The organism is Bordetella sp. (genome assembly GCF_051960075.1).
In the GTDB taxonomy this organism is placed as follows: domain Bacteria; phylum Pseudomonadota; class Gammaproteobacteria; order Burkholderiales; family Burkholderiaceae_B; genus Bordetella.
The window spans coordinates 1-13,382 of the sequence record NZ_JBQCER010000048.1 but is presented as its reverse complement, the minus strand read 5'-3'; the positions used below and the strand labels follow the sequence as shown (position 1 = coordinate 13,382).

At 65.0% G+C, this 13,382-nt stretch carries 9 protein-coding genes; 2 read left to right on the top strand and 7 right to left on the bottom strand.

What is annotated here, in order from left to right; translation table 11 throughout:
• Positions 1–2: 2 nt before the first annotated feature.
• The 6 genes from ACTHJ1_RS06170 to parE form a co-directional block, all read right to left on the bottom strand.
• Positions 3–1,259 carry a D-amino acid dehydrogenase gene (locus ACTHJ1_RS06170; RefSeq protein ID WP_440189261.1) on the bottom strand — a complete coding sequence of 419 codons (1,257 nt, stop codon included), beginning with the start codon at positions 1,257–1,259 and terminating at the stop codon, positions 3–5.
• A 54-nt stretch (positions 1,260–1,313) separates the two neighbouring features.
• Positions 1,314–2,378, bottom strand: coding sequence for a CDP-6-deoxy-delta-3,4-glucoseen reductase (locus ACTHJ1_RS06165; RefSeq protein WP_440189258.1), 1,065 nt, complete (start codon positions 2,376–2,378; stop codon positions 1,314–1,316).
• Positions 2,379–2,520: 142 nt separating this feature from the next.
• On the bottom strand, positions 2,521–3,396 hold the full coding sequence (locus tag ACTHJ1_RS06160; RefSeq protein WP_440189255.1) for an MOSC domain-containing protein: 876 nt from the start codon (positions 3,394–3,396) through the stop codon (positions 2,521–2,523).
• Positions 3,397–3,408: 12 nt separating this feature from the next.
• Entirely contained in the window at positions 3,409–4,167 is a 759-nt protein-coding gene (locus tag ACTHJ1_RS06155; protein WP_440189252.1) for a hypothetical protein, read from the bottom strand.
• A 91-nt stretch (positions 4,168–4,258) separates the two neighbouring features.
• Positions 4,259–6,574, bottom strand: coding sequence for a DNA topoisomerase IV subunit A (gene parC, locus ACTHJ1_RS06150; protein WP_440189250.1), 2,316 nt, complete (start codon positions 6,572–6,574; stop codon positions 4,259–4,261).
• Positions 6,575–6,775: 201 nt separating this feature from the next.
• Positions 6,776–8,737 (bottom strand): DNA topoisomerase IV subunit B, encoded by a 1,962-nt coding sequence (parE, locus tag ACTHJ1_RS06145; protein ID WP_440189247.1) that lies wholly within the window; start codon positions 8,735–8,737, stop codon positions 6,776–6,778.
• 301 nt (positions 8,738–9,038) lie between these two features.
• Between parE and trxA the strand changes: the two genes are divergently transcribed.
• Together trxA and rho are read left to right on the top strand one after the other, a co-directional pair.
• Entirely contained in the window at positions 9,039–9,365 is a 327-nt protein-coding gene (gene trxA / locus ACTHJ1_RS06140) for a thioredoxin TrxA (RefSeq protein ID WP_440189244.1), read from the top strand.
• A gap of 200 nt (positions 9,366–9,565) precedes the next feature.
• A complete protein-coding gene (rho, locus tag ACTHJ1_RS06135) occupies positions 9,566–10,822 on the top strand; it encodes a transcription termination factor Rho (RefSeq protein WP_440189241.1) in 1,257 nt (418 codons plus the stop codon).
• Between the two features lie 109 nt (positions 10,823–10,931).
• Here rho and ACTHJ1_RS06130 read toward each other — a convergent pair.
• Positions 10,932–13,382: YhdP family protein (locus tag ACTHJ1_RS06130; protein WP_440189239.1), on the bottom strand; the 2,451-nt coding region annotated here is incomplete at its 5' end.

The following is a 13,382-nucleotide window of genomic DNA, read 5'->3' as shown; positions in this document are numbered from 1 at the left end:
ACCTACAGACCTATGAAGGGAAAATCGGGCTCGGGCTTGCGACCGCTGATGAGGTCTGCCAGAACCCGTCCGGAACCGGCGCCCATCGTCCAACCCAACGTGCCGTGGCCCGTATTGAGGAAAAGATTGGGGATGCGGGTGCGACCGATGATGGGTACGTTGGAGGGGGTGGACGGACGCAGGCCCGACCAGTAGCTGACGTTCTCGAAGTCGAGCGCGTCGGGGAAAAGTTCGCGGGCAAGCTTGGTCATGGCCTCGCAGCGGGTGGTGTTGAGCCCGCGGCCATAGCCCGCCAGCTCGGCGGTGCCGGCCATGCGCAGACGGTCGCCAAGCCGCGAGAATACCACCTTGTAGCTGCTGTCGGTCAGGCTGACCATGGGCGCGCCTTGCGGGTCACGCACCGGGAAAGTGGCCGAGTAGCCCTTGGCCGGATAGACGTTGCACGGCACGCCCAGCGGCCGCACCAGGTGCGGCGTATGGCTGCCCATCGCCGCCACGTAGGCGTCGGCCTTGATCTGCCCGTACAGGCCGTCGGAGCCGATGATTTCGGCCGCCTCGATCTGCCCGCCGGCGGTAAGCAGGCGCGTGACTTGCGTGTCGAAGCGGAATTGCACGCCGGCAGCCTCGCAGCGCCTGGCCAGCTCGACGGTGAACAGATGGATGTCGCCGGTTTCGTCCTCGGGCGTGTAGTCGCCGCCCACAATCTGGGCGCGGTGCGGCGCCAGGGCCGGTTCGATGGCGACGACTTCGTCGGCGCTGACGATGCGTCGCTCGACGCCGAAATCGCGCATCAGGCCGGCGGCACGCTGCGAGCCCTCGAACTCTTCCGGATCGCGGTAGAAGTTGAGGATGCCGCGCTCGAGATGGTTGTATTCGATGCCCAGCTCGCGGCGCATGCCCTGCAGGGTGGAACGGCTGTACTCGGCCAGCCTGACCATGGCGCGGATATTGGGCGCCAGGCGCGAAGGCAGGCACTCGCGCAGAAACGCCAGCCCCCACATCCATTGGCGCCAATCGAGCTGCGGCCGGAACAGCAGCGGCGAATCGTCGCGGAACATCCACTTGAGCAGCTTGAGCGGCGCCTGGGGATTGGCCCAGGGTTCGGCGTAGGAGACGGAGATCTGCGCGCCGTTGGCCAGGCTGGTCTCGCGCGCAGGACCGCTGCAGCGGTCCACCACCACCACATCGTGCCCCGCCTGCTTGAGCCACCAGGCGCTCGCCACGCCGATGATGCCACTACCGAAAATTGCGACTTTCATAGCTTTCTCGTCTCTGTGCACTGATGAATTCGGGTGGGCCGGCGCGCTTGGGGATCAGGCTCCCGCACCCTGGGCGCCGGCCATTCTTGCCAGATCTGCCTGGGAGGTGAAGGAATCGGCGTAGAACTCTTCGGCCGGCAATGCGCAGGTGGCCGAGAAATCGCGGCGGGCGGAATCGACCATGACGGGCGCGCCGCAGGCATAGACCTGGTGGCCCGACAGGTCGGGGAAGTCCTGCATGACGGCCTGGTGCACGAAGCCCGTGCGGCCCTGCCAGTTGTCTTCGGGCAGCGCGTCGGACGCCACGGGCACGTAGCGGAACCCGGGCAGCGCGGCTTCCCAGGATCGAGCCAGCTCGTTCATGTAGAAATCCTGCGGGCGGCGGCCGCCCCAGTACAGCACGGCGGAGCGCTGGATGTTCTTGAAGATCATGTGCTCGACAATGGCCTTGATGGGCGCGAAACCCGTGCCGCTGGCCAGCAGCACGATGGGCTTGTCGCTGTCTTCGCGCAGGAAGAAGGAACCGAAAGGCCCCTCCAGACGCAGGATCTCGCGCTCTTTCATCTGCGTCTGGCCGGCGCCGAACACGTGGTCGGTGAACTTGCCGCCGGGCGTATGCCGGATGTGCAGGTCGAGCTGCGCGGCCGAGTGCGGCGCGTTGGCCATGGAGTAGCTGCGCCGGTCGCCGTTCTTCATGATGACTTCGACGTATTGGCCGGCGTAGAAGCGGAACTGCTCGGAGGCCGGCAATTGCAGCTTGAGCAGCATCACGTCGGGCGTGGCGCGCTCCATGGTCACGACGCGCACGGGCAGCTTGCGGACCTGGATGTCGGAGGCCATGCGCACTTCGGTCGCGGCGATCACCAGATCGGACTTGGCATGGGCCTGGCAGAACAGCGTGTAGCCTTCGGCCAGTTCTTCGGGCGAGAGAATCTGCGCGGGATATTGGCCTGCGTCGACCTCGCCGGACACGACCTTGCCCTTGCAGGTGGAGCAGGCGCCGGTGCGGCAGCTATAGGGCAGCACCAATCCGGCGGCAAGCGCGGCGTCGAGCACCGATTGATCGGCCTCGGCGGAGAATTGATGATGGGTGGACTGGATGGTGACCTGAAAACTCATGAGCGCTTAGACGGAAGAGACCTGTGCCCACCGGGCAAAACGGAGATTTTACCTTCCCCGGCTGGGGCCGTCCCAAGGGATTGCCGCCCCGGCCGCCGGCGGACGCAGCATCCTGCGGCGGCGGCAAACCGAGCGGTCCAACTCAGAAATCGAGCGAAATTTCGACCGGGTCGCCGATTTTGAGCGTGAGCGGCTGCGGCTGCGCCACGATGGCGTTCATGCCGAAAATGACCCCCGTTTCTTTCGTATGCAGCACGGCCAGGGTAGCGCCGGGCTCGTCGCCGGTCGCGGCGGTCTGCGGATCGACGTTGGGTATGGGGCAGCGCGCGCACGGCTTGACCAGCGCCAGGCCTGCTGCGCCGGCCTGCAGAAACGCGGTGTGGTCCTCGTCCCAGGCGGCCCAGTCGTCGCTGTGCACCACGATATTGGGACGAAATCGGTCCATCGCCACCGGCGCCTTGCCCTGCTCGGCCAGCCTGGCGTTGAGCTCGTCGAGCGAAGCCTGGTTGGTCACCAGCAACGGATAGCCGTCGGCGAAACCGAACACGTGCTCGCCCGCAAAGTCTGCCGCCCGATCGGGGTTGGCCGCGAACCAGCGGTTCACCCACTCGGGATTGGGCGTGCGGCGCGCTTCGAGGTCCACCTTGAACAGGCGGCAGCCGTGGCCGAGGAAGCGGCTGAACCAGTCATTGGCGCGATCGCTTTCGGCCCGCGCCGGCACCGTGGCGCTCCACACCACCACGTTTTCGACCGTGCCCGACAGCTCCGAGCCGTCCAGCGGTATGCGCAGCGGCGACATGTCCGGCGCGGTCAGCACCAGCGACTGCGTATCGAGCGCGGCGTGGATCAGGGCCATGCGCGGCAACTGCCGCTGGGTCATGAACTGCCCGGCGGCGTCGACCAGCATCCAGCGCCGGTCGTGCGCCAGACCGGCGCGGGTAAGTTCGGCAGATTGCAGGGCGATGCCCGCGCAGGATTTGATGGGATAGATATGCAGACTGGAAATATGAGCGGTCATGGGTTCGACGATTTATTGGGATCCGCCGCGCCAGCCCCGGTTGGCGCACTGCCCCCAGTTTTTCCTGCATTGAGCCTGATCGTAGTCCGAGGAGAGCGGAGGCGAGGCGCTGTCGGCTGCCGGCTTCGAATCTGTGTTCGGATCGGTGGGTATGTTGGGAAAACCGAAGAAAGATACCAAGACCACCAGAATCAAGACCGTCCACACCCACCAGCGCCGGTACCACGGAACCGACTCCTCGAAACTCGCGCCGGGCACTACGCGGCGCGCAGTCGACGGGGCGAGATCGGCGTAGTAGGCGACGGAGAAATCCAGGGGATCCTGGCCGGCACGGGCCGATCTGTGCGCGAAGCCCCAGAAGGTGAGCACGGGTCGGTCATTGACCGTGAAGCGATTGCTGGCGTCCGGATGATGAAACACCCAGGGCAGCATGTCGCGGCACAGGCGCGCGTCGGCGTCATCGCTGTCCTGCAGCGACTTCTGCAGTTTGACGATCTGATGGCGTATGCCGACCAGACGCGCCCGGGCCTCTTCCTGCTCGGACGCCATGAGTTCCGCCCAGGATGCGACGACGCCCGGCTCAGGCGCATACCAGTCTATCCAGCTGCCGTCGGCGCTGACCTGCGGCACGGCGAAGCAGCGGGACAGGCCGGGGGCTTCTTTTTCGATCATCGCCAGTATCTGGGGGGCGATTTCGTAGAGATGCCGGTCGCCGTTTCCCAGCGGCTTGTATTGGTCGACTCTTGCGCTGCGCAGTTTTGGACCTAGCATTTGCTTATCGAAAACCCGTTACCCGAATACACAGATACTACAGAAACCGCATACCCCGATCCATAGCTTTCCGGGAAGTTCACGCCCGCGCTCATGAAATGACCGGCGACAGCAGGGGATCCTTGGGCCGCACGTCCAGCAGCCTGCCCTTGCGGGCGCGCTTGCCGAGATACGGGCCCAGATCGCTGCCGGCCAGGATGTCTTCAGTGGGTTTGTTGCGGTAGACGCCCGTCGCGCGCAAACCGCCTGCGCCGATAGGCACCGCCTGCGCCAGACCGTCCTTGTCGTCCAGGCCCATGAGGATGGTGCCGCGCCCGCCTCCCGGCTGAACCTTGACCTCGTCCAGGCCGAACACCAGGAACTTGCCCTTGGCCGACAGCAGCGCCAGCTTGTCCGCCCCTGCGAACAGCGGCACCGGACGCAGGATGGCGTCGCCCTTCTCCAAGGTGATGAACTGCTTGCCGGCTTTGTTGCGGCTGAAGAGATCGCCCAGGCCGGCGGCAAAGCCGTAGCCGCCGCGCGTGGCGAAGAGCCAGCGCGTATCGGGCGCCGCGGCGATCATATGCACGATGCGCGCGCCGGATTCGAGATCGATCTTGGCGGTGACGGGCTGGCCGTCGCCGCGTGCCGAAGGCAGGCCTGCCACGGCCACCGAATACACGCGGCCATTGTCGGCCAGGGCCACCAGCGTGTCGGTGGTGCGGCACTCGAAGGCGCCGTAGAGGTCGTCGCCCTGTTTGAACGCGAACTGCGAGGCGTCGTGGCCATGGCCTTGGCGGGCGCGCAGCCAGCCCTTCTGCGAAGCGATCACCGTCACCGGCTCGTCGGGCACCTTGGCTTCGACCACGGCGCGCTCGGCGGTCTCGATGAGTGTGCGGCGCGTATCGCCGTACTGTTTGGCGTCGGACTCGATTTCCTTGACGATGAGGCGCTTCATCGAAGACGGGTTGTCCAGCAGTTCCTGCAGACGGATCTGCTCGGCGCGCTTGTCGGCCAGTTCCTGCTCGATCTTGATGCCTTCCAGGCGCGCCAATTGGCGCAGGCGCATTTCGAGGATGTCCTCGGCCTGGCGCTCGGAAAGCTTGAAGCGCGACATCAACGCGGCGCGCGGTTCATCCGATTCGCGTATGGTCTGGATGACGTCGTCGACGTTCAGGTAGACCACCATGCGGCCTTCGAGCACGTGGATGCGGTCGATGACCTTGTCCAGGCGATGGCGCGTGCGGCGCGTGACGGTGTCGGTGCGGAAGGCCAGCCATTCGACGAGAATGTCGCGCAACCCCTTCTGGCGCGGCCGGCCGTCGGTGCCGATGCACACCAGATTGACCGACACATTGCTTTCCATGCTGGTCTGCGCCAGCAGCGTATTGACGAACTCGTCGCGGTCGACCTTGGATGTCTTGGGCTCGAACACCAGGCGCACGGCCGCGTCCTTGCCCGACTCGTCGCGCACGGCATCCAGCAGGTTGAGCATCATGCCCTTGACCTGCTGCTGCTCGGGCGTGAGGCTCTTCTTGCCGGCCTTGATCTTGGGATTGGTGAGCTCTTCGATTTCTTCCAGCACTTTCTGGCACGAGGCGCCGGGCGGCAGTTCATGCACCACCAGTTGCCATTGGCCGCGCGCCATTTCCTCGAACTGCCAGCGCGCGCGCGCCTTGAGCGAGCCGCGGCCGGTGGCGTAGATCTGCCTGATGTCCGAGGCGGGGGTGATGATCTGGCCGCCCCCGGCAAAGTCGGGCCCGGGAACAAGGGCGTGAAGCTCGTCGTCGGGCAGCCTGGGATTGCGCAACAAGGCCACGCAAGCCTGCGCGATTTCTCCCAGGTTGTGCGAGGGCATCTCGGTGGCCATGCCCACGGCGATGCCGGAGGCGCCATTGAGCAGCGCGATGGGCAGGCGGGCTGGCAGTTGCTGCGGCTCCTGCTGGCTGCCGTCGTAGTTGGGAATGAAGTCGACGGTGCCTTCGTCGAGTTCGTCGAGCAGCAGTTTGGAAAAAGGCGTCAGGCGCGCTTCGGTGTAGCGCATGGCGGCGGCGTTGTCGCCGTCGCGCGAACCGAAGTTGCCGTGGCCGTCGATGAGCGGATAGCGCAGGGAGAAGTTCTGCGCCATGCGGACCATGGCGTCGTAGGCGGCCTGATCACCGTGGGGATGATATTTGCCCAATACATCGCCGACGACGCGCGCGGATTTGACCGGCTTGGCGCCGGCGGCCAGGCCCATGGCCTGCATGGCATACAGGATGCGGCGCTGCACGGGCTTCTGGCCGTCGCCCACGTCGGGCAGCGCGCGGCCGCGCACCACCGAGACGGCGTAGTCCAGATAGGCCTGTTCGGCATAGCGGCCCAGGGTGATGGCTTCGTCTTCGTCGGGTTGATCTACGAAGAAGTCGGGTTGAGAAGTGTCGGTCATTTCGCGGGTTCATTAAGCCGCTTTGATTGCTTGCGGCGGCTCGATTGAGTTCTTGAGTCGCCGAGGCTGCCCTGCGCAATTCCGATGCTCGCCGCTTCCGCGTCCGCGCTTCGGATTGCTCCGGGGTCCTCGGCTGCTGTGTCGCTGGTATCCAGCCTCTGGTACCTGTGCTGGCTTCTGATCTCTTGCTCTCGTCTTGCTTTAGATATCCAGCTCGGCCAGGTTGCCCTTTTCCTCGATCCAGGCGCGGCGCTGGGCGGATTCGCCCTTGCCCATGAGCATGTCGAACATTTCCAGCGTTTCCTGGGGTGAGAGACTGCCGTAGGCGACGGGCAGCAGGCGCCGGGTGTCGGGGTTGAGCGTGGTGTCCCAGAGCTGTTCGGGGTTCATTTCGCCCAGGCCCTTGAAGCGGCTGATGCTCCAGGCGCCGTCGCGCACGCCTTCTTTGCGCAGTTTGTCCTGCGCGGCGTTGAGTTCTTCTTCGTCCAGGCAGTAGAGCTTGCGCGGCGGGCGCTTGCCGGCCGCGGGGACATCCAGGCGGAACAGGGGCGGACGGGCGACGTAGACGTTGCCGGCCTCGACCATCTTGGGAAAGTGCTTGTAGAACAACGTGAGCAGCAGCACCTGGATGTGCGAGCCGTCGACGTCGGCGTCGGACAGGATGCAGATGCGGCCGTAGCGCAGGCCCGACAGGTCGGGCGTGTCGTCGGGGCCGTGCGGATCGACGCCGATGGCGACCGAGATGTCGTGGATTTCGTTATTGGCGAAGAGACGGTCGCGTTCGACCTCCCAGGAATTGAGCACCTTGCCGCGCAGCGGCAGGATGGCCTGGAATTCTTTGTCGCGGCCCATCTTGGCCGAGCCGCCCGCCGAGTCGCCCTCGACCAGGAAGATCTCGGTGCGGGCCGCGTCGGAGCTTTCGCAGTCGGTGAGCTTGCCGGGCAGCACGGCCACGCCGGAGCTCTTGCGCTTTTCGACTTTTTGCGCCGAGCGGGCGCGGGCCTGGGCCTGGCGGATGGCCAGTTCGGCCAGCTTTCTGCCGTATTCGACATGGCTGTTGAGCCACAGGTCGAGCGCGCTCTTGCAGAAACCGCCGACCAGGCGCACGGCATCGCGGCTGTTCAGGCGCTCTTTGATCTGCCCTTGGAACTGCGGGTCCAGCACCTTGGCCGAGAGCACGAAGCTGGCGCGGGCAAAGACGTCCTCGGGTAGCAGCTTCACGCCCTTGGGCAAGAGGCCATGCAGCTCGGCGAAGCTCTTGACCGCGCCGAACAGGCCCTCGCGCAGGCCCGATTCGTGCGTGCCGCCGGCCGGCGTGGGAATCAGATTGACGTAGGATTCGCGCACCACGTTGCCGTCCTCGGTCCAGGCCACGGCCCACTGGGCGCCCTCGCCTTCGGCGAAGGTTTCATGGTCGGCGTCGGCGTACTGCTGGCCCTCGAAGAAGGGGATCATCAGTTCGGCGCCGGCCAGGGCTTCGGCCAGATAGCCGCGCAGGCCGTCGGCGTACTGCCAGATCTTGGTGTCGCCGGTCTTTTCGTTCTTGAGCGTGACCTTCACGCCGGGCAGCAGCACGGCCTTGCTGCGCAGCAAGTGGGTCAATTCGTTCAGCGGAATGGCCGGGCTGTCGAAATACTTGGGGTCGGGCCAGACCTGCACGCGGGTGCCGGATTTTTTCCTGCCGGCGGCATCGATCGCAGCCAGCGGTTCGGCCACGTCGCCGTTGCGAAACACCAGGCGGTGCGCGCCGCCGTCGCGCCAGACGGTCACCTCCATCCGGGTCGCCAGGGCGTTGGTCACCGACACGCCCACGCCGTGCAGGCCGCCGGAAAAGGCATAGGCGCCGCCGGCCGCCTTGTCGAACTTGCCCCCGGCGTGCAGCCGGGTGAACACGATCTCGACCACCGGGACCTGTTCCTCGGGATGCAGGCCGACCGGAATGCCGCGGCCGTCGTCCTCCACGGACACGCTGCCGTCGCCATGCAGGGTGACCTGGATCTGCTTGCCGAACCCTGCCAGGGCTTCGTCGGCCGCATTGTCGATAACCTCCTGCACGATATGCAGGGGGTTTTCGGTGCGGGTGTACATACCCGGACGCTGGCGCACGGGCTCCAGGCCCTTGAGCACTCGGATCGATGCTTCGGTGTAACGCGGTGTGGCCAAGTTGTCCTCGGAAATTTTATTGACTAGCGCGGCAGAATCATAATCGGTCGTATGTGGCCCCTATCTGGACGAATGAAAAAACCCTATCAGTCCCCATATAAAACCAGATAGAAATCAAACTGCTGCAAAAAGTGCAACGGTTCAACGCGAAGCGCAGAATAATCTCTGCGATCGCCCTTGAAACCCGCCGGAAAGTCCTCACTAGAGCTAGTGGAAACCCGACTTCTGTCGTTATCAACAGTGCTATGCTTGAACGCATCAGCATTCCCTCTCGATTATCCGAGCACCTCCGAGAAACACTATGAGCGACCAAATCAAACACGTCAGCGATGCCAGCTTCGACACCGACGTGATCCAGTCCTCCCAGCCCGTGCTGGTCGATTACTGGGCCACCTGGTGCGGCCCCTGCAAGATGATCGCCCCCATCCTCGAAGAAGTCGCCGGCGAGTACGCCGGCCGCCTCACCGTGGCCAAGGTCGATGTCGATGCCAACCCCGACACGGCCGCCAAATACGGCATCCGCGGCATTCCCACCCTGATGCTGTTCAAGAACGGCCAAGCCGCCGCCACCAAGGTGGGCGCCCTGTCCAAGTCGCAACTCACCGCCTTCCTGAACGGCGCGTTGTAAAATAGCCTCATTGTGTGCGATCCCCCGAGGTACACTTTGGGGGTAGCGAGGCTTTGCGGCCTTGCTCATGCATGCACGGCCCGGGGCCTGTCGCGTCAGCGCGGCCCGGTCGCCAACTCCAAAAACGATCAAGCAAGACAATCACCGCGTAGGCGCGTCCGCTGCCTGCCAATCCATCTCCTCATTACCTCCCCACCGCAATGCATCTGAACGAACTCAAGGCGCAGCACGTCTCGCAGCTGCTGGAAATGGCCGCAGGCCTCGAAATCGAAAACGCCAACCGCCTGCGCAAGCAAGAGCTGATGTTCGCCATCATGAAGCGGCGCGCCAAACAGGGCGAGCAGATCTTCGGCGACGGCGTGCTCGAGGTGCTGCCCGATGGCTTCGGCTTCCTGCGCTCGCCCGACACGTCCTATCTGGCCAGCACCGACGACATCTACATCTCGCCCTCGCAGATCCGCCGCTTCAACCTGCATACCGGCGATTCGATCGAAGGCGAAGTGCGCGTGCCCAAAGACGGCGAACGCTATTTCGCCCTGGTCAAGGTCGACAAGATCAACGGCGTGTTGCCCGAAGCGGCCAAGCACCGCATCATGTTCGAAAACCTCACGCCGCTGCACCCGGACCGCGTGATGCGCCTCGAACGCGACATCAAGAGCGAAGAAAACCTCACCGGCCGCATCATGGACATCTTCGCCCCGCTCGGCCATGGCCAGCGCGGCCTGATCGTGGCCTCGCCCAAGTCCGGCAAGACGGTGATGATGCAGCACATTGCGCACGCCATCACCGCCAATTACCCCGACGCGGTGATGATCGTGCTGCTGGTGGACGAGCGCCCCGAAGAAGTGACCGAAATGCAGCGCACCGTGCGCGGCGAAGTGGTGGCCTCGACCTTCGACGAACCCGCCACGCGCCACGTGCAAGTGGCCGAGATGGTCATCGAAAAGGCCAAACGCCTGGTCGAAATGAAGAAGGACGTGGTGATCCTGCTGGACTCCATCACTCGCCTGGCGCGCGCCTACAACACGGTGGTGCCGGCCTCGGGCAAGGTGCTGACCGGCGGCGTGGACGCCAACGCCCTGCAGCGCCCCAAACGCTTTTTCGGCGCGGCGCGCAACCTGGAAGAAGGCGGCTCGCTCACCATCCTGGGCACGGCGCTGATCGAGACCGGCAGCCGCATGGACGAAGTCATCTACGAAGAATTCAAGGGCACCGGCAACTCCGAAGTGCACCTGGAGCGGCGCCTGGCCGAAAAGCGCGTCTACCCGGCCATCAACCTGAACAAGTCGGGTACGCGCCGCGAAGAGCTGCTTATCAAGCCCGACCTGCTGCAGAAGGTTTGGGTGCTGCGCAAGTTCATCCACGACATGGACGAGGTCCAGTCGATGGAATTCATCCTCGACAAGATGAAGGCGACCAAGACCAACGCCGAATTCTTCGACATGATGAAGCGCTGAGTCTGCTTTCCCCCCATGAAAAAAACCGCTCCAAGGAGCGGTTTTTTTCATGGGCCGCAGCCGCGTTCGATCGCACCATGACGCCGCCGGCTGGCCGCACGCACGGCAATCAATGACCGACCGGTGCGGCTTTCGCGTCGGGCAATGGCGCCTGCACGTCATTGACCTTGGGATCGTCCCAACTGCCGGTGACGTGATACTCCGACGCCAGGGCGCGCGCCAACGGCTTCTTGAGCAGCCATTGCGTGATGAAAGCGCCCACGCCGATTACCGGATTGAGCACGGCCGCCGCAATGGCCGCGCCGCTGGCGTCCAGATTGGGCACCACCACCGCGTGCAGATCCCAGGTTTCGTTGACGATGTCGGTCTTGCCTTCCAGGGCAATGGCGGCGGACGGGCCGTCGATCTTGTAGCCGTCCAGATTCATCACACCCTTGGACACACGCATGTCGCCCGTGATCGTGTCGAAAGGAAAGCCCTGGCGCAGCAGATTGACCGGATTGGTGTTGAACGTGGCCAGACGCTGGATGGATTGCAGCGAGAGCAGTTCGAGGAGGCGCGCGGCATGCGAGCTCACGTTGATGAAGCGACCTTTCTGCAGATCGACGTGAAAATTGCCCTCGATGTCGGCCTTGTCGTGGCGCCACGGCAGATCGCGCCAGAACAGCTTGCCCTGGATCGTGCCTTGGCCGCCGCCGACCGGATGCAGGTCCAGGCGATCCAGCGCGGCGCCCAGGTCCTTGAAATTGATGTCGGCATTGGCGGTCAGGCCCCGGTCCGGGCCGCTCATGCGCAGCGTGCCCGTGGCGTTCAGGGCGGCCGAGTCGTTGGCGATGCTCAGCTTGTCCAGCCGCCACAGATTGCCGCGCTCGAGATTGGTGCCGATCACGCTCAGGCTGCCCAAGTCGTGTCCGTAGAAAAGGAACTGCGTGGCTTGCAGATCTATGCCCGGAAAGTCGGACAGTTCATTGCTGCCGTTCTTGCCCGGGGGGTTGCCGTCGTCCTTGCCTTCCTCGCCCGCCTTGCCCAGCGCCAGACGCTTAAACCGCGCCGTGATCTTGCCCGCTGCGGCGCCCGAGGCTTCGGCCCATTCCAGGGTGCCCGCGGCCTGCCGGGAGTCGATCGATACCCGCCATTGTCCGGGCGCGGGCCGCTGGCCCGAGAGCGTCAGATCGTCGAACTCCTGGCCCGCCGCAATCAGGCGGCGCGCCGACAGATTGATCTGCTCCAGCGTCGGCAGGATGGCCGGATCCGAGCCGGAACGGGTCCTGGCCTTGCCGGCGCCAGCAGGCGTGAAGCTTTTCAGGGCCTCGTCCCAGGCATCGGCGTCCAGCGTGTCCAGCGAGCCCGACAGAATCAGGCCGCCGGCAGGCAGCGCAGCCGCCTGTTTCATGGCGATCGCACCGCGCGCGAAATACGCGCCGTGACGATTCGACGGGTCGTATTCGAACAACAGATTGATGTCGCGGTTCACGCTGCCCGAGAGCCAGCGCCGACCCGCGCGGCCACGATCGGCGGCCGGGCCCCATTGCAGCGCCAACGGCATGCCGGCGGACGCAGTCTTGCCCAAAGGGGCTGGCAGATCGATGGCCAGGCCCGTCAGATCGCTCTGTATCGTCAGATCCACTTGGCCGCCCTTGTTGTAGGACAGCCGGCCCTGATAGCCCGTCTTGCCCGAGAAACGCTTCCAGGCCGGCAGCTTGATCAGTTCGTCCAGCGCCGAGGCCGCCAGCGTTCCGGAGAAGTTCAGCGCCTCGCCATGCCCGAGCTTGCCCGACATCTGCACCGGTCCCCCAAGGAAGGTGCCGCGCAGCGCCTGAGTCTGCATGCCCTGGTCGGTGAACTGCAGATCGCCCTGCAGATCGCCCATGACGGGCTGCTGGGGCATGAAGCGGAACGTATTGCCCTGGAACAGGATGTGGCCGTCCACCTGCGTATCCGCGACGTGCAGCAGCGGTATGCGCAGCTTCAGGGATACGCCCCAGTCGCCCGAGCCGTCGGCGCGATCCAGCATGCCGTCGAGCAGCTTGCCCAAGGGCGCATGGGTCGCCATCGCGAGATAGGCCGGCACGGCCCCTGTGCTGTCGCCCTCGACATTCAGCTGCGCGTCGTGCTCCATGTCGGGAATCGACGCGTGCACGCGAGATAGCGTCACCGATTGATCCGGTGCGGTCTGCATCGAGCCGCCGGCACTATCCAGCACGAGGCTGGCCTTGTCCACCGCGAAAGTGCCCGTCATGCCCGCCAGCGCAGGCCAGCCTTTGTCGTTGCCGTGCGCGGGCGCGTAATCGAGCTGCATGCCCTGGAAATGACCCGCTACACGGAATGTGCCGGTGCTGCCGGGCCTGGAGAACGGAAAATCGCCGAGCCGTCCCTTGAGCGTGGCCGTGCCGTTGCGAATCTCGCCCGCGAGCAGGCCGGCGGTCATCCATTGACGCACGTTCGGATCGACGACCCGCGGCAGATAGCGCGCAATGGCCGGGGCGGACATGCGCGCGATCTTGCCCTGCAGATCGGCGGTGCCGGCACCGCCGTCGTCGCGCCAATGACCGCGCACGGT

What these genes read in the sequence shown, in the direction of transcription:
- ACTHJ1_RS06165 (WP_440189258.1), bottom strand. Translation starts at nt 2,378, where the DNA reads ATGAGTTTTCAGGTCACCATCCAGTCCACCCATCATCAATTCTCCGCC.
- ACTHJ1_RS06170 (WP_440189261.1), bottom strand. Translation starts at nt 1,259, where the DNA reads ATGAAAGTCGCAATTTTCGGTAGTGGCATCATCGGCGTGGCGAGCGCC.
- rho (WP_440189241.1), top strand. Translation starts at nt 9,566, where the DNA reads ATGCATCTGAACGAACTCAAGGCGCAGCACGTCTCGCAGCTGCTGGAA.
- ACTHJ1_RS06160 (WP_440189255.1), bottom strand. Translation starts at nt 3,396, where the DNA reads ATGACCGCTCATATTTCCAGTCTGCATATCTATCCCATCAAATCCTGC.
- parC (WP_440189250.1), bottom strand. Translation starts at nt 6,574, where the DNA reads ATGACCGACACTTCTCAACCCGACTTCTTCGTAGATCAACCCGACGAA.
- trxA (WP_440189244.1), top strand. Translation starts at nt 9,039, where the DNA reads ATGAGCGACCAAATCAAACACGTCAGCGATGCCAGCTTCGACACCGAC.
- ACTHJ1_RS06155 (WP_440189252.1), bottom strand. Translation starts at nt 4,167, where the DNA reads ATGCTAGGTCCAAAACTGCGCAGCGCAAGAGTCGACCAATACAAGCCG.